This is a genomic window from Pseudomonas sp. LBUM1678 (assembly GCF_059695575.1).
Map to the genome: position 1 here is coordinate 5,021,770 of NZ_CP166775.1, position 16,574 is coordinate 5,038,343.

Here is a 16,574-nt window from a genome sequence, read left to right on the forward strand (position 1 = left end):
TCACCTCGACTCTACTTAAAGACCGAGGTGCCTGTATCGCTGGCAGGCCAGCTCCCACACGGGGACATCTTCAAGGAGTACGGTTACGCCGGGTTTCGATGATGTTCGGCAACTGGGAAATCCGCCCCAGCAACCGACCCAGTGCATCCAGCCCCGGAATCTCGATGGTCAGGGACATCAACGCGGTGTTGTCTTCTTTATTCGAGCGGGTGTTGACCGCCAGCACGTTGATCCGCTCGTTGAGCAGCACTTGCGAAACGTCACGCAGCAGACCGGACCGGTCGTAGGCGCGGATGATGATGTCCACCGGGTAGGTGAGCACCGGCACCGGGCCCCAGCTGACCTGGATGATCCGTTCCGGCTCGCGCCCGCCCAGTTGCAGCACCGAGGCGCAATCCTGACGGTGAATGCTCACGCCGCGGCCCTGGGTGATGTAGCCGACGATGGCATCCCCCGGCAGCGGCTGGCAGCAACCCGCCATCTGCGTCATCAGGTTGCCGACGCCCTGGATCTGAATGTCGCCACGCTTGCCCGGTTTATAGCCGGTGGCTTTGCGCGGGATCAGTTCCAGCTGCTCGTTGCCGCGTTCCGGCTCGACCAGTTGCTGCGCCAGGTTCACCAGTTGCGCCAGGCGCAGATCACCGGCACCCAACGCGGCGTACATGTCCTCGGCGGTCTTCATGTTGGCCTTGTCGGCCAGCTTGTCGAAGTCCACCGCCGGCAAGCCAAGGCGGGTGAGTTCGCGTTCGAGCAAGGTTTTGCCGGCGGCGACGTTCTGGTCGCGCGCCTGCAATTTGAACCAGTGAACAATCTTCGCCCGCGCTCGCGAGGTGGTGATGTAACCCAGGTTCGAGTTCAGCCAGTCACGACTCGGGGTGCCGTGCTTGCTGGTGATGATCTCGACCTGTTCACCGGTTTGCAGGCTGTAGTTGAGCGGCACGATGCGCCCGTTGATCTTCGCGCCACGGCAGTTGTGACCGATTTCGGTGTGCACGCGGTAGGCGAAGTCCAGCGGCGTCGAGCCCTTCGGCAGGTCGATGGCGTGACCGTCCGGGGTAAAGATGTAGACCCGGTCCGGCTCGATATCGACCCGCAGCTGTTCGGCCAGACCGCCGATATCGCCCAGCTCTTCATGCCACTCGAGCACCTGACGCAGCCAGGAGATTTTCTCTTCGTAGTGATTGGAGCCGGATTTGACGTCGGTGCCCTTGTAGCGCCAGTGCGCGCACACGCCCAGCTCGGCTTCTTCGTGCATGGAATGGGTGCGGATCTGCACTTCCAGCACCTTGCCCTCAGGCCCGATCACCGCCGTGTGCAGCGAGCGGTAGCCGTTTTCTTTCGGGTTGGCGATGTAGTCGTCGAACTCTTTCGGGATATGGCGCCACAAGGTGTGGACGATGCCGAGCGCGGTGTAGCAGTCGCGCATTTCCGGCACCAGCACGCGCACGGCGCGCACGTCGTAGATCTGGCTGAACTCCAGACCCTTGCGCTGCATTTTGCGCCAGATCGAATAGATGTGTTTGGCCCGGCCGCTGATGTCGGCATCGACGCCGGTGGCCTGCAATTCGTTCTTGAGCTGGCTCATCACATCGGCGATGAAGCGCTCGCGATCCAGACGCCGCTCGTGGAGCAACTTGGCGATCTGTTTGTACTGATCGGGCTCCAGGTAACGGAAGGACAGATCCTCCAGTTCCCATTTGATATGACCGATGCCGAGACGGTGAGCGAGCGGCGCGTAGATGTCGAAGACTTCACGGGCAACGCGGTTGCGCTTCTCGTCGTCGGCGGTTTTCACCGCACGGATCGCGCAGGTGCGTTCAGCCAGTTTGATCAGCGCGACGCGAACGTCGTCGACCATGGCCACCAGCATTTTGCGCAGGTTTTCGACCTGGCCCTGGGTGCCCAGCACCAACGATTGACGGGGGCTGAGGCTGGCGCTGATCGCCGCCATGCGCAACACGCCGTCGATGAGTTTGGCGACCACCGGACCGAAGCGCTGGCTGACCGCCGGCAGTTCGATCTGGCCCTCGCGCACGCCGCGGTACAAGACCGCCGCGACCAACGAATCCTGATCCAGTTTGAGGTCGGCGAGAATCTCGGCGATCTCAAGGCCCGTGCGGAAACTCGAGGTCCCTTCGGACCATAGATTCTTCGCCGCATTGGCTTGTTGTTCAGACACGCGAGCGAACTCGCACGCTTCCTTCAAGGCTTCGCGATCCAGTGCCAGATCGACACTGACCGCATGATCGAGCCAAGCCTCGAGATTGATACTGCCGTCGGTGTTGATCGGCTGGTGTGCTCTCACCTGTACCATCTTGCTTACCTTCCCTACGACGCAGATTCAATGCGTCAATTCGCTGACCTTCATTGCCCGATGGCCCTCACGGGGCTAAGCGAGAGCAGCACGGGCGGCCAGTCGGACCAGACGAGCCGTCCTAGCTCGCTTCAAATAACGCCATGGCCTCGACATGTGCCGTCTGAGGAAACATATCGAGAATCCCGGCACGTTTTAACCGGTAGCCCTGCTTGATCAATTCAGCCGTATCGCGCGCCAGCGTTGCCGGGTTGCACGATACATACACCAACCGTTTGGCGCCCAGGGACGCCAGCTTGCGCACGACCTCGAAAGCGCCGTCACGCGGTGGGTCCAAGAGTACCGCACAAAAGCCTTCGCGCGCCCATTCGGCATCGGTCAAAGGCTGGGATAAATCGGCCTGAAAAAACTTCGCATTATGAAGATTGTTGCTAGCCGCATTTTCGGCGGCCCGCTCGACCATGGCCTGCACGCCTTCCACTGCCACCACTTCGCGAACGGCTTTTGCCAGCGGCAAAGCAAAGTTACCCAACCCACAGAATAGATCGAGAACCCGCTCATCCGCTGTCGGCTTCAGCCAGTCCAGCGCCTGGGCAATCATCGCTTCGTTGACCCCGGCATTGACCTGGATGAAATCCCCCGGCCGGTACGCCAGGTTCAAATCCCACTGCTCAAGTCGATAGCCCAAAGACTGATCGGCTTCGGCCGGTTGTGGTTCGCCATCTCCATGCAGCCACAATTGCGCTTCATGGAACGCGCAGAAATCCTTGAGGATCGTCAGGTCGGCGTCGGACAACGGCGCCATGTGTCGCAGCAATACCGCCAACGACGATCCGGCGAACAATTCCACATGCCCGAGCGCCTGAGGTTTGCTCAAGCGTCTGAGCATTTCCGGCAAGCGAGTCATGATCGGCTGCAAGGGCTGTACCAGCACCGTGCATTCGTTGATGGCCACGATGTCCTGACTGCCCGCCGCGCGGAAACCGACTTCGAGTTTCTTCGCCTTCATGTCCCAACGCACCGCCACTCGGGCGCGACGACGGTAACCGAATTCCGGACCGCTCAATGGCGCTGCCCACTCTTGGGGTTCGACACCGGCGACCTTGGACAGTTGCTCGGCGAGCATGCGCTGTTTCAGGGCGAGTTGTTCGGTGTGCGGCAGATGTTGCACGCTGCAACCGCCGCAGCGACCGGCATGCGGACACGGTGCCGGACGACGCAATTCGCTGGCCTGGAACACACGTTCTGTGCGCGCCTCGACCACCTTGCCGTGGGCACCCAACACGCGCGCCTCGATTTCTTCACCGGCCAACGCGCCGATGACGAACCAGGTGCGACCTTCGAAAAACGCGATACCGCGACCGTCATTGGCCAGGCGCTCGATGCTCAAGCGCTGCTTTTTGCCGGTCGGAATTTGCGGGGCCTTGCTGCCACCGGTGGGTTGGAAGCGCAGGCCTCTCTCTTGCTTGGCCATCAGTTGGGCGCGTCGAAAATGCCGGTCGACAAGTAACGGTCGCCACGGTCGCAGATGATCGCGACGATCACCGCGTTTTCAACTTCCTGGGACAGGCGCAGCATCGCTGCCACGGCACCGCCCGAGGACACGCCGCAGAAGATGCCTTCTTCACGGGCCAGACGACGGGTCACGTCTTCGGCTTCGCTTTGCGCCATGTCGACGATCCGGTCCACGCGCTCGGCCTGGTAGATCTTCGGCAGGTATTCCTGCGGCCAGCGACGGATGCCCGGAATCGCCGAACCTTCCATCGGTTGCAGGCCGATGATCTGCACGTTGTCGCTCTGCTCTTTCAAGTAGCGCGACACGCCCATGATGGTGCCGGTGGTGCCCATCGAACTGACGAAATGGGTGATGGTGCCCTCGGTCTGGCGCCAGATTTCCGGGCCGGTGGTGGTGTAGTGCGCTTCAGGGTTATCCCCATTGGCGAACTGATCCAGCACCTTGCCACGGCCTTCGGCTTCCATTCGCTGGGCGAGGTCGCGCGCGCCTTCCATGCCTTCTTCCTGGGTGACCAGAATCAGCTCGGCGCCATAGGCCGTCATCGCGGCTTTACGTTCGGCGCTGGAGTTGTCCGGCATGATCAGGATCATCTTGTAACCCTTGATCGCGGCAGCCATGGCCAGCGCGATACCGGTGTTACCCGAAGTCGCTTCGATCAGCGTATCGCCGGCGTGGATCTGCCCGCGCAATTCAGCGCGGGTAATCATCGACAGCGCCGGACGGTCCTTGACCGAACCCGCCGGGTTATTCCCTTCAAGCTTGAGCAAAAGGGTATTGCTGGTGGCGCCAGGCAGGCGCTGCAAACGGACCAGCGGAGTGTTGCCGACGCAATCGGCGATGGTTGGGTACTGCAAGGTCATGGCGTATTCGCAATCCAGACTGCGGGGGCGCCTATCATACCGGCAAACCTGCGCAGGCCATATCACGCAAAGTGTGGTGCTTATGGCTTATGGGAATAAGCGTCTATTCAGTACTGCTCTCCCTGCGCGATATTCAATGCATAGAATTCATGCAACTTGGCCTGCAGCAACTGCTTGTCCGGTAGTTGGACCTGATATTCAGCAATCAACGCTGGCGACAGACTTCGGTTGAGGGCGTACTCGACCACCTCGTCATCTTTGCTGGCACAGAGCAGCACACCGATGGCCGGGCTTTCGTGGCATTTGCGTTCATTGCGGTCCAGTGCTTCCAGATAGAAGTTGAGCTTGCCCAGATACTCCGGCTCGAAACGCCCGACCTTGAGTTCAATGGCCACCAGGCAGTTGAGCCCACGGTGGAAGAACAATAGGTCCAGAGCAAAATCACGCCCTCCAACTTGCAGTTGGTATTGGGAGCCGACGAAGCAGAAGTCGCGGCCAAGCTCGATCAGAAATTCCTTGAGGCGCGCCAGCAACCCTTTATGCAGATCCGTTTCGGCATGCCCCCCGGGCAGGTCGAGAAACTCAAGCATGTAGGCATCGCGGAATATCTCAAGCGCTGCCGGGTGAGTTTGTCTCAGCGCTGCTGAGACTTTTGCCGGTTGGGTGACGCTTCGTTCGAACAGTGCAGCCTTTAACTGGCGTTCCAACTCTCGCTTCGACCATTTCTCCTGGACTGCCATACGCACGTAAAACTCCCGCTCTTCCGGACGTTTACTCTGGCTGAAAATGATCAAGTTGTGCGACCAAGACAATTGTCGCACCAGTGGTGCGACTTTCTCTTCGGCGTGGTAAGTCTCATAGAACTGGCACATTCGAAACAAATTCGACCGGGTAAAACCGCGCAACCCCGGCTGAGTCTGCGCCAGATGTTCGGCCAGTTGATTGACCACCGAATCCCCCCACTCAGCCTGTTCCAGCTTGCGACTGATGTAAGCACCAACCTGCCAATACAGGTCGATCAGTTGGGTATTGACCGCCTGCATGGCTTGCAATTTGGCACTGTGAATCAGCGCAAGTACCTCATCGAAACGGACATCAACTGTGCTGCCGGCAACATTGGGTGCATTCATGCCCAACTCCTTGAGGACGAGGAAAAGCGAGACTCTAAACCGTCAAGGTAGCCATAAAGGTGTCGGCGACACGCTTTAGGAAGGGTCGTACAAAAAAAACGGGAACGCTCCGGCAAGATCAGGATGGAAGTGGCCGGGAGGGCCTCATCGCGAGCAGGCTCACTCCTACAGGGATCGGGTTGGTCACACGATTTGTGGTCGACACACATCCACTGTGGGAGTGAGCCTGCTCGCGATAGCGTCTTTGAAGACGCCATCATTCTCAGCCACCAATCGCATATTCAACCGCAACCCCAACTCAGTGTTCTGCGCCCAAAGACTCCCGCCCTGACGCTTCACCGCATTCCGCGCAATGCTCAGCCCCAACCCGAACCCGCCATCCCCCGGTCGCGAACCGTCGAGCCGAGTGAATGGGCAGAAGATCCGCTCAAGATCCGCTTCAGCCACCCCGCCGCCCTCATCCTCCAGCCACAAATACCAGAAGTCGCCATCGCGCTGACCGCCGAGTCGTATGATGCCGCCACTCGGTGAATGACGAATGGCGTTGCGCAGAATGTTCTCCAGCGCCTGCGCCAAAGTGTTGAGATTGCCCCGCACCCAGCACGACGAATCCACCACACACTGCAGCTGACTCGCCGGCCACCCGCTTTCATAGCAGGCGTTTTCCGTGAGCATTTCCCACAGTGCCTGGACCTGAATCGCTTCGTCGGGTAACGGCGCGCGCTCGGTGTCGAGCCAGGCCAGTTGCAGCGTGTCTTCTACCAGCCGCTGCATGCCATCGACTTCTCGACCAATGCGCTCGCGCAATTGCGCCAGCCCCTGCTCGCTTTCGCTGGCAACCCGCAGACGACTCAGCGGCGTACGCAGTTCATGGGATAAATCGCGCAGCAATTGCTGTTGCAGGGCCACAGTGCTTTGCAGCCGCTCGGCCATGTGGTCGAACGCCCGGCCCAGTTCACCGAGTTCATCCGACCGATTAGTGGTGCTGCTCGACACGCGCACGCTCAACTGGTCGGCGCGCCAGGCGTTGGCTTGTTCGCGCAGGCTGTTCAACGGCACGACCAGCAGCCGATACAGACCGACGCACAGCAACAGCGTGAACAGTCCCGGGATGATGCCGTTGGTGATCACGCGCCAGAACACCCGGTATTGGCCGGGCACGAAGCGCTGGGGCAGTTGGATGACCAGACTGCCCGCGGTCGGATCGCCGGGAAACGGCACGCGCAGCCACGGCAGGCGTTTCTTGTGAATGGGCCAATCCAGGCCGCGCAGAAAAGTCAGACGCTCGACTTCCTTGTCCGCCAGCGGCTGACTGCCCAACGACTGTAAATCACCGCCAATGACACCTACCCAGCCCGCTTCGCGCTGTCGCATGGTTTGCAGCCATTGATCGACGCCGACCCGCTGCCCCTGTCGCCACGCCTGTCCGGCCTCGGCGGCATAAGCCGTCAAGGTGCCTCGGGCCTGATCCGACAGGAACTGGTTTCGTTCCTCCATGTAGCGGCCCCACGACCAGCTCAACCAGATCATCAGCAGACAGAACGCCACCAGCAAACACGCCAGTTTCCAGAACAGCGAATGCCGGCCCGGCAGGTCAGACCATTTCATCGCCAGCGCTCAACACGTAACCCTTGCCCCAGACCGTACGCACTTCCCGCTCGGTGTAGCCGATGCCTTTGAGTTTGCGGCGGATCTGACTGATGTGCATATCGAGGCTGCGGTCATGGGCCGCAAAACCGCGTTGCAGCACCTGCTGATAAAGGAAGGCTTTGCTCAGCACTTCATCGCCATTGCGATTCAGTGTGTCCAGCAGTCGATACTCGCTGCGGGTCAGGCCGGCGGCATGTTCGCCATAGAAAACCTCACAGCGCTCATCGTCGAAACGCAGGCTGTCGACCAAGGACGCCACCGCTGCCGGCTCCGGCCGACGGTCGAGCGCCACCCGGCGCAGGATCGCTTCGATGCGCACGCGCAACTCGGCCATGCTGAAGGGTTTTGGCAGGTAATCATCGGCCCCCAGGCGAAAACCGCTGATGCGATCCGCCTCGGCGCCCAGTGCTGACATCAGCACCACCGGGGTGGAATGGCTCTGGCGCAATTGCGTCAGCACGTTCAGTCCGTTCAGCCCTGGCAGCAAAATATCCATCAACACCACGTCAAAGGGCTGCTGGCGGGCAATGTCCAGGCCTTCCTGGCCGTTCTGGCACCAGGTCACCTGAAAACCACAACGGCCCAAATGCTCGTGCACATAAGCACCGAGGACCAAATCGTCTTCGATGGACAGGATGCGGGGATGGCCAACAGAGATGGGAGTCATGAGTATCTGCAAATAATTCTCAGTTGGCGATTATTCAAGATTGCCTGCCGATGGGCAACCCAAGGTTTGCCCGTGGCGCAAAAGCGGCGATCTGGCCGACGAATGACGACATCAATTTACGAAGATTGCCTGCCTGCAAATCGCTACACTGGCCCGATGGCGCGTGCCGGACGTACGTGCAGGTCAATCAATAGCTGGATGCAGGAGAGATGCGTGCTCAAGAAACTGGGAATTAAAGGCCGCGTGCTGTTGCTGACCCTGTTGCCGACCACTCTGATGGCGCTGGTCCTGGGCGGCTATTTCACCTGGACGAAGCAATCCGACCTGCAAGCCCAACTGATGCAGCGTGGCGAAATGATCGCCGAACAGCTCGCACCTTTGGTGGCCCCGGCCATGGGCCACAAAGACAATGAGCTGCTGGAGCGCATCGCCACCCAGTCGCTGGAAACACCTGACGTGCGCGCCGTGACCTTCCTCGCCCCGGACCGCACGCCCGTGGCTCACGCCGGCCCGACCATGCTCAACCCGGCGCCTATGGGTAATGGCTCGCAGATGCTGCGCCGCAGCGGCAACGATGCGACGCGTTATCTGCTGCCGGTGTTTGGCAAGCACCGCAACCTGGCCGGCGACCTGATACCTGACGAAGCCGACCTCCTCCTGGGGTGGGTCGAGCTCGAACTGTCCCACAGCGGCATGCTGCTGCGCGGTTACCGCAGCCTGTTCGCCAGCCTGCTGCTGATTGGCGCGGGCCTGGCCGGTGCGGCGCTGCTCGCCTTGCGCATGGGCCGGACGATCAATCGGCCGATCAGCCAGATCAAACTGGCGGTGGCGCAACTCAAGGACGGTCACCTGGAAACCCGCCTGCCGCCCCTTGGCAGTCAGGAGCTGGATGAGCTGGCGTCGGGCATTAACCGCATGGCCGGCACGCTGCAAAACGCCCAGGAAGAATTGCAGCACAGCGTCGACCAAGCCACCGAAGACGTGCGCCAGAATCTGGAAACCATCGAGATCCAGAACATCGAGCTGGACCTGGCGCGCAAGGAAGCCCTGGAAGCGAGCCGGATCAAATCCGAGTTCCTGGCCAACATGAGCCATGAAATCCGCACGCCGCTCAATGGCATTCTCGGCTTCACCCACCTGTTGCAAAAAAGCGAGCTGACCCCGCGCCAGCTCGACTATCTGGGCACCATCGAAAAGTCCGCCGACAGCCTGCTGGGGATCATCAACGAGATCCTCGACTTCTCGAAAATCGAGGCCGGCAAACTGGTGCTCGACAATATTCCGTTCAACCTGCGCGACCTGTTGCAGGACACGCTGACCATCCTCGCCCCGGCCGCCCACGCCAAACAGCTTGAGCTGGTGAGCCTGGTTTATCGCGATACGCCGTTGTCGCTGGTGGGTGATCCGCTGCGACTCAAGCAGATCCTCACGAACCTGGTGAGCAATGCGATCAAGTTCACCCGCGAAGGCACCATCGTCGCCCGGGCCATGCTTGAAGAGGAACACGAAGACAGCGTGCAACTGCGCATCAGCATTCAAGACACCGGCATCGGCCTGTCGAACCAGGACGTGCGCGCCCTGTTCCAGGCGTTCAGCCAGGCCGACAATTCGCTGTCCCGCCAGCCCGGCGGCACCGGTTTAGGGCTGGTTATTTCCAAGCGCCTGATCGAACAGATGGGCGGCGAGATCGGCGTCGACAGTACGCCGGGCGAAGGCTCGGAGTTCTGGATCAGCCTCAGCCTGCCCAAGACCCGCGACGATGCCGAAGACCTTCCCGCCCCGCCGCTGCTCGGGCGCCGGGTGGCGGTGCTGGAAAACCATGAACTGGCACGCCAGGCCTTGCAGCATCAACTGGAAGATTGCGGCCTGGTCGTGACGCCTTTCAACACGCTGGAAAGCCTGGCCAATGGCGTGACTGGCGCACATCAGACCGATCAGGCGATCGATCTGGCGGTGCTCGGCATTACCAGCAACGACATGCCGCCGGAGCGCCTTAACCAGCACATCTGGGACCTTGAGCACCTGGGCTGCAAAGTGTTGGTGCTGTGCCCGACCACCGAACAGACGCTGTTCCATCTTTCGGTACCCAACCCGCACAGTCAGCTTCAGGCCAAACCGGCCTGCACCCGCAAACTGCGCCGGGCATTGTCCGATCTGGTCAACCCGCGCCAGCAGCGCAGCGAACCCGGCGAACCGGTGTCCAGCCGCGCGCCGAAGGTGCTGTGCGTCGACGACAACCCGGCCAACCTGTTGCTGGTGCAAACCTTGCTCGAAGACATGGGCGCCAAGGTGCTCGCGGTTGAAAGCGGTTACGCGGCAGTGAAAGCGGTGCAAAGCGAGACTTTTGACCTGGTGTTGATGGACGTGCAAATGCCCGGCATGGACGGGCGCCAGAGCACCGAGGCGATTCGTCAGTGGGAAAGTGAGCGGCATTGCACGCCGCTGCCGATCGTCGCCCTCACCGCCCACGCCATGGCCAATGAAAAACGCGCGCTGCTGCAAAGCGGCATGGACGACTACCTGACCAAACCGATCAGCGAACGGCAACTGGCCCAAGTGGTGTTGAAGTGGACTGGTCTGGCGTTGCGCAATCACGGGCCGGAGCGTTCCAGCGACAGCCACGGCGGCGCCCATGAGTTGCAGGTGCTCGACCACGACGAAGGCTTGCGCCTGGCCGCCGGCAAAGCCGACTTGGCAGCGGACATGCTGGCGATGTTGCTGGCCTCCCTGGAAGCCGATCGCGAGGCGATTCGCCTGGCCCGGGAAACCAATGACCACAACGCCCTGATCGAGCGCGTCCACCGCCTGCACGGCGCGACCCGGTATTGCGGCGTCCCGCAACTGCGCGCCGCCTGCCAGCGCAGCGAAACCCTGCTCAAGCAACAGGACCCGAAAGCCCCCGGAGCCCTGGAAGAACTCGACCGGGCGATCAATCGCCTGGCCGCCCACGCCCGAATAAACGCTTGATGCAGCGCAATGGTGCCCAAAGCATAACCGCTAAACTCACCGGGCTCTGTAGCAGCTGGCGAAGCCTGCGTTCGGCGACGAAGTCGTCGTAAAATCAGGCGCTGCGGTCTTTCAGGTAAACCGCGTTTGCCGGATTTACGACGACTGCGTCGCCGAACGCAGGCTTCGCCAGCTGCTACATAACAGCGTGACCGAGTTATCCAGGAGGACCGTATGCGCACGATTCTTTTCAGCAGCCAGACCTACGATCGCGACAGTTTTCTCGGCGCCGAGCTGCCCGCCGGTATCGAGCTGCACTTTCAATCGGCGCGGCTGAGCCTCGATACGGTGGCGTTGGCGGAGTACCACGAGGTGGTCTGCGCGTTCATCAATGATGACTTGAGCGCCCCGGTGCTGGAACGCCTGGCAGCGGGCGGCACACGCTTGATCGCCCTGCGCTCGGCGGGCTACAACCATGTCGACCTGGCGGTGGCGAAACTTTTGGGGCTTTCGATTGTGCGGGTCCCGGCCTACTCGCCACACGCGGTGGCCGAACACGCGGTGGCGCTGATCCTGGCGCTCAACCGGCGTCTGCACCGGGCCTACAACCGCACCCGCGAAGGGGATTTCAGCCTGCACGGCCTGACCGGTTTCGACTTGGTGGGCAAGACTGTCGGCGTGGTCGGCACCGGGCAGATCGGCGCGACCTTCGCGAAAATCATGAACGGTTTTGGCTGCCAATTGCTGGCTTATGACCCCTACCCCAACCCGCAAGTCGAAGCCCTCGGCGCCCGCTACCTGAGCTTGCCGGAGCTGCTCGCCGAATCGCAGATCATTAGTCTGCACTGCCCGCTCAACGAGCAGAGCCAACACCTGATCAACCGCGAGTCACTGGCGCACATGCAGCCCGGCGCGATGCTGATCAACACCGGCCGCGGCGGTCTGGTGGACACGCCGGCGCTGATCGATGCGCTGAAGGACGGCCAGTTGGGTTATCTGGGGCTGGATGTCTATGAAGAGGAAGCGCAGCTGTTCTTCGAGGACCGGTCCGACCTGCCGCTGCAGGACGATGTGCTGGCGCGGCTGCTGACCTTTCCGAACGTGATCATCACCGCCCACCAGGCCTTCCTGACCCGCGAAGCCCTGGACGCGATTGCCACAACGACCTTGCAGAACATCGCCGCCTGGGCCGCCGGCACGCCGAAAAATCGGGTCGAGGGCTGAGCCGATCAGGCTTTGGACAAAAGGATCATCAGGCCCAGCCAGCCGAACCCCAGCAAGCGTTGCCCCAGCGAATGCCCGCGACGCAACAGGAACCAGACAAAAAACGGCGGCAGAAAGAAAATCATCAGCTTCAGCCAGAGTTCCACTGGACGCACGCCGTTGGAGGCGGGCATCGGTGCCGCCGTCTCGGCTGGTACTTCGGTTTTACGTTTACGTCCGAACGCGGCCGGGGTCACCCTGGCCACTTTCTCATCGGCCGGCAAACGCCCGAAAGAAAGGGGTGCCTGCGCTGGCGCTGCCGTCGAAGTGGTCGCTTGCATCGTTCCCGCCGGTGCACCGCAATGAATGCAAGCAGGCGCCGTGGAGCTGATGCTTTGCTTGCACTCATAACATTCGATTAACGCCATGTCCGTTCCTTAGAGATGCAAAAGCGGCAGTGTGCCATGACTCGACCGGTAATTTGAACCTGATCGAAGGTCATCTGCCCGCGCCATGCTGTGTGCAGGCCCGTGATAGCATACCGCGCATATTTGGAGGACCCATGGTCGAACACGATTTCCGCTACAACCTGATGAACCCGCAACACACCCTCACCGAATGCCGCGCCCTCGTGCCGGGGCGCTATCAAGTCACCGGCAACGGCGGCTCGATTCGTAATAATGACGTGCTGGTCGTGACCCTCAAAGGCGCCAAGGACTTGTCCATGCGCCTGACCGTGGAAACGGTTCGCCACTTGATCAACCCGCCCGGCCAATGGGTCGCGGTGGCCAGTGGTCCGGTGTTCGGCGAATTGGCGATCCACACCTGGAAAGTCAATTGCGACAGCTGCGCCAAAGAATTGAGCTTCGAGTTCGCAGTCGACGCCAAACTGGGCAACAAGGCTGAAAAGCCTGCCGCCACCGCGCGGATTGCCGAGTTGGGCTGGACCACCGTTGGCGAGAAGCACCTGTGCCCGAAATGCCAGGAGCCTGCGTGATGAAACACCTCGCCCTGACCGCCCTGGTCGGTGCCAGCCTGCTGGGCTGCGCCGCCGAGCCGGTGAAATTGCAACAAAACCGCAGCTACATTCTGGAATGGATCGGCGAACGTCCGCTGATGGATTACAGCCACCTGACCATTACTCTTGGTGAGGATGGCCGGGCTTACGGCAATGGCGGCTGCAACCACTGGTTTGCGCCGTACACGCTGGAAGGCGACAAACTGAGCTTCGGCAAGATCGGCAGCACCCGAAAAATGTGCCCGCCGGCTGTGATGGAGCAGGAAAAACGCTTCATGCAGGCCCTGGAAAATGTGCAGCGCTGGGATGTTTCGCCGATCGAGCAGATGCGCTTCTGGCCGGCGCAAGGCAAGCCGTTGCGTTGGTGGCTTGAAGAGGGTTGATAACCCTCACCTGCGCTCCAGTGAATGACTGTGGCGAGGGAGCTTGCTCCCGCTGGGCTGCGAAGCAGCCCTAAAGCCGACACCTCGCCACAGGTGGAGCGATCAGCCGCTCAATTCTTCGCCTGCAACGCCTCAAGCTTGGCCATCACCCCCGCCGCTGTCTGCTCCCCCATCAACTGCTCACGCACCTTGCCCTTGTTATCGATGATGTACGTCACCGGCAACGCCTCGCTGCGTGGTAATTCGAACAGCTCCGCCGGATCCTGAGCCAGCACGGTGAACTTGATCCCCAGTTTCTCACTGGCGCTTTTCAGCTCTTCCCCCTGCACATTGTCGAAATTGACCCCGAACACACCGATTTTTTTATCCTTCAGCTGGTCGGCCAGCGTATTCAACTCCGGGATCTCGGTACGGCACGGACCACACCATTCGGCCCAGTAGTTGAGCACCAGCCATTGTTTGTCCAGACGTTCGGCCGCGACTTTCTGGCCGTTCTGGTCGATGCCATAGTCGTTGCCACAGCCCCCCAGCATCAACGTACCCATGATCGCCAATGCCGCTGCCAGTCGTCTTGTCATGTCGTAATCCTTGTTCAAAATTGAATGCGCCTGCGACCCATCGCCTCCCGAGGTTCTGGAATGCGCGCTGCACAGTTAGAATAGCCGCCACCTTACGCAAGATGCGACCCGCACATGACCGATCTGACGCTTTATCACAATCCGCGCTGCTCGAAATCCCGCGGTGCGCTCGAACTGCTGGAAGCCCGTGGCCTGGCCCCGACCGTGGTCCGCTACCTGGAGACCCCGCTGGACGCCGCGCAAATCCAGAGCCTGCTGACCAAGCTTGGCATCAGCGCCCGGCAACTGCTGCGCACCGGCGAGGACGAGTACAAAACCCTCAACCTGGCGGACACCAACCTGAGCGAAGCGCAATTGATTGCCGCCATCGCCGCCAATCCGAAACTCATGGAGCGACCGATTCTCGAAGTCGGCGACAAAGCCATCATCGGCCGGCCGCCGGAGAATGTGCTGGAGTTGCTGCCGTGAGTGCGCCGTACATTCTGGTTCTGTATTACAGCCGCAGCGGTTCGACCAACGAAATGGCCCGGCAGATTGCCCGCGGCGTCGAGCAGGCCGGGATGGAAGCGCGTCTGCGCACGGTCCCGCCGATTTCCACCGAATGCGAAGCCGTGTCGCCGGACATTCCCGACGAAGGCGCGCTGTATGCCAGCCTCGACGACCTGAAGAACTGCGCAGGCCTTGCCCTGGGCAGCCCGACCCGGTTCGGCAACATGGCGGCACCGCTCAAGTACTTCCTCGACGGCACCAGCAATCTTTGGCTGACGGGCGCTCTGGTGGGCAAACCGGCCGGGGTGTTCACTTCCACCGCGAGCCTGCACGGCGGCCAGGAAACCACGCTGCTGTCGATGATGTTACCGCTGCTGCACCACGGCATGCTGATCACCGGCCTGCCTTACAGCGAATCGGCCCTGCTGGAAACCCGTGGCGGCGGCACGCCGTATGGCGCCAGTCATCACGCCGGGGCGGATGGCAAAAGCGGTTTGAATGAACATGAAGTCGCGCTGTGCCGGGCCTTGGGCCTGCGTCTGGCGAAGACTGCGCAAAAGCTGGGGAACTGACGTGGCGAAAAAGCCGAAGATTCTGCCCTCGATCGAATGGCTCGAACCACGGGTCCGGGCGATGCGCGTGATCAGCCTGCTGTGCTTTTTCGGGCTGGTGGGGCTGCTGTGCGCCTACTACCTGGTATTTGCCGACCTGCACGGCGCCCGGCCGTGGGTGATTTTGCTGATCGAACTGGTGCCCCTGTTGTTGCTGGCGCCGGGGATGATCATCGGCAGCGCGCGGGGGCATTCGTGGATGTGTTTCGTAGTGAATCTGTATTTCATCAAGGGCGCACTGGCTGCGTATGACCCGAACCGGCAGCTGTTCGGTTTGCTGGAGATGGGCGCGAGCCTGGCGGTGTTCTGTTCCGCGCTGTTGTATGTGCGGTGGCGGTTTCAGCTCAACCGCAAGTTGGCGGGTGAAGGTGAGATTTCCGTCGCCTGACAGATTGCAATCGCTAGCAGGCTAGCTCCCACATTGGATCTGGGTTGTTCACAAAACCCCTGTGGGAGCCAGCCTGCTGGCGATTGCCGCGACTCGGTCTTAATGGTTGACGGTGTAGGCCAGCATCATCGAAATCTGGCTCATCGGCCGTCCGCCACTCTGTTCATGCCACTGGTTGAACACATCCTGCACCAACGCCAAATCCCGCTGGCTGGTCGGCACCTTGTCGACGATCTTCTGCGCATTCAACCCCGCGACCACGTCGTAACTCGGCACAAACGTGTCCTTGCCGACCATGCGCAAGAAGCGCGGCGCCGACAACCCGCCCAATTGATGCCCGCGCTTTTTCAGGTACGTCCACAAGCCGACGATATCTGTCACCGGCCAATCGGCGATCAACGCGCCGAAGCTGCCCCTCTCATGTGCCTCGTCCAGCACGAACTGCGCATTGCGCGGCACACTCTTGAGCTTGCCCAAGTGACGGATGATTCGCGCGTCCTGCATCAGGCGCTCAAGGTGTTCGGCGCTCATCAGCACGACTTTTTCCGGATCGAACTTGAAGAATACTTCTTCGAACGACGGCCACTTGGCGTCCACCAGACTGTGCTTGAGCCCGGCGCGGAAGACGCGCAGCGCCATGGTCGAGAGGTAGCGGTCGTCGCTGATCTTGCGCAATTGCGCCGGGGTCTTGGGAACGGGCAGATGGGCTTCCAGTTCAGCTGCCGAGCCGAAGCGGTTCAGACAGTATTCGTGCAGCCACTTGTAATCGCGCATGCCCTCTCCAGATGAATAAGTGAATAGACCCATGTGGGAGCCAGCCT

General features: G+C 61.0%; 16 protein-coding genes. 7 read left to right on the plus strand and 9 right to left on the minus strand.

Translation table 11 applies throughout. The features are described from left to right. Positions 1–70: 70 nt before the first annotated feature. The 6 genes from relA to ACA070_RS22830 form a co-directional block, all read right to left on the minus strand. A complete protein-coding gene (gene relA, locus ACA070_RS22805; RefSeq protein ID WP_497448439.1) occupies positions 71–2,314 on the minus strand; it encodes a GTP diphosphokinase in 2,244 nt (747 codons plus the stop codon). Positions 2,315–2,435: 121 nt separating this feature from the next. After that, positions 2,436–3,788 carry a 23S rRNA (uracil(1939)-C(5))-methyltransferase RlmD gene (rlmD, locus tag ACA070_RS22810; RefSeq protein ID WP_497448440.1) on the minus strand — a complete coding sequence of 451 codons (1,353 nt, stop codon included), beginning with the start codon at positions 3,786–3,788 and terminating at the stop codon, positions 2,436–2,438. Then, positions 3,788–4,690, minus strand: a complete 903-nt coding sequence (cysM, locus tag ACA070_RS22815) for a cysteine synthase CysM (protein ID WP_461955230.1) — start codon at positions 4,688–4,690, stop codon at positions 3,788–3,790. The genes rlmD and cysM overlap by 1 nt, the downstream gene beginning before the upstream one ends. A gap of 107 nt (positions 4,691–4,797) precedes the next feature. After that, positions 4,798–5,820, minus strand: a complete 1,023-nt coding sequence (locus ACA070_RS22820) for a PDDEXK nuclease domain-containing protein (RefSeq protein WP_497448441.1) — start codon at positions 5,818–5,820, stop codon at positions 4,798–4,800. A gap of 183 nt (positions 5,821–6,003) precedes the next feature. Beyond that, positions 6,004–7,428 (minus strand): sensor histidine kinase, encoded by a 1,425-nt coding sequence (locus tag ACA070_RS22825; protein WP_497448442.1) that lies wholly within the window; start codon positions 7,426–7,428, stop codon positions 6,004–6,006. Further along, positions 7,415–8,137 carry a response regulator transcription factor gene (locus ACA070_RS22830; RefSeq protein WP_497448443.1) on the minus strand — a complete coding sequence of 241 codons (723 nt, stop codon included), beginning with the start codon at positions 8,135–8,137 and terminating at the stop codon, positions 7,415–7,417. Before ACA070_RS22830 ends, ACA070_RS22825 begins: the two co-directional genes overlap by 14 nt. 213 nt (positions 8,138–8,350) lie before the next feature. Between ACA070_RS22830 and ACA070_RS22835 the strand changes: the two genes are divergently transcribed. Next, entirely contained in the window at positions 8,351–11,104 is a 2,754-nt protein-coding gene (locus ACA070_RS22835; RefSeq protein ID WP_497448444.1) for a response regulator, read from the plus strand. 213 nt (positions 11,105–11,317) lie between these two features. Further along, a complete protein-coding gene (locus ACA070_RS22840) occupies positions 11,318–12,307 on the plus strand; it encodes a 2-hydroxyacid dehydrogenase (RefSeq protein WP_497448445.1) in 990 nt (329 codons plus the stop codon). Positions 12,308–12,312: 5 nt separating this feature from the next. Here ACA070_RS22840 and ACA070_RS22845 read toward each other — a convergent pair whose 3' ends face one another. Then, on the minus strand, positions 12,313–12,714 hold the full coding sequence (locus ACA070_RS22845) for a hypothetical protein (RefSeq protein ID WP_497448446.1): 402 nt from the start codon (positions 12,712–12,714) through the stop codon (positions 12,313–12,315). Between the two features lie 134 nt (positions 12,715–12,848). On the opposite strand from ACA070_RS22845, the gene ACA070_RS22850 reads away from it, so the two are divergent. Together ACA070_RS22850 and ACA070_RS22855 are read left to right on the plus strand one after the other, a co-directional pair. After that, positions 12,849–13,283, plus strand: a complete 435-nt coding sequence (locus tag ACA070_RS22850) for a hypothetical protein (protein WP_131060340.1) — start codon at positions 12,849–12,851, stop codon at positions 13,281–13,283. Beyond that, on the plus strand, positions 13,283–13,687 hold the full coding sequence (locus ACA070_RS22855) for an META domain-containing protein (RefSeq protein ID WP_497448447.1): 405 nt from the start codon (positions 13,283–13,285) through the stop codon (positions 13,685–13,687). Before ACA070_RS22850 ends, ACA070_RS22855 begins: the two co-directional genes overlap by 1 nt. 110 nt (positions 13,688–13,797) lie before the next feature. Here ACA070_RS22855 and ACA070_RS22860 read toward each other — a convergent pair whose 3' ends face one another. Continuing rightward, positions 13,798–14,265 (minus strand): TlpA disulfide reductase family protein, encoded by a 468-nt coding sequence (locus tag ACA070_RS22860; RefSeq protein WP_497448448.1) that lies wholly within the window; start codon positions 14,263–14,265, stop codon positions 13,798–13,800. Positions 14,266–14,379: 114 nt separating this feature from the next. On the opposite strand from ACA070_RS22860, the gene arsC reads away from it, so the two are divergent. From arsC to ACA070_RS22875, 3 genes are read left to right on the plus strand one after another with little or no spacing between them, the layout of a single operon-like run. After that, on the plus strand, positions 14,380–14,733 hold the full coding sequence (gene arsC / locus ACA070_RS22865; protein ID WP_497448449.1) for an arsenate reductase (glutaredoxin): 354 nt from the start codon (positions 14,380–14,382) through the stop codon (positions 14,731–14,733). Then, on the plus strand, positions 14,730–15,326 hold the full coding sequence (wrbA, locus tag ACA070_RS22870; protein ID WP_497448450.1) for an NAD(P)H:quinone oxidoreductase: 597 nt from the start codon (positions 14,730–14,732) through the stop codon (positions 15,324–15,326). Before arsC ends, wrbA begins: the two co-directional genes overlap by 4 nt. Position 15,327: 1 nt before the next feature. After that, entirely contained in the window at positions 15,328–15,753 is a 426-nt protein-coding gene (locus ACA070_RS22875) for a DUF2069 domain-containing protein (RefSeq protein ID WP_059182318.1), read from the plus strand. A 99-nt stretch (positions 15,754–15,852) separates the two neighbouring features. Here the strand turns inward: ACA070_RS22875 and ACA070_RS22880 are convergent, their stop codons facing one another. Further along, the gene (locus tag ACA070_RS22880) at positions 15,853–16,527 is read right to left on the minus strand and encodes a DNA-3-methyladenine glycosylase I (protein WP_497448451.1); all 675 of its coding nucleotides are present in this window, start codon (positions 16,525–16,527) and stop codon (positions 15,853–15,855) included. Positions 16,528–16,574 lie beyond the last annotated feature (47 nt).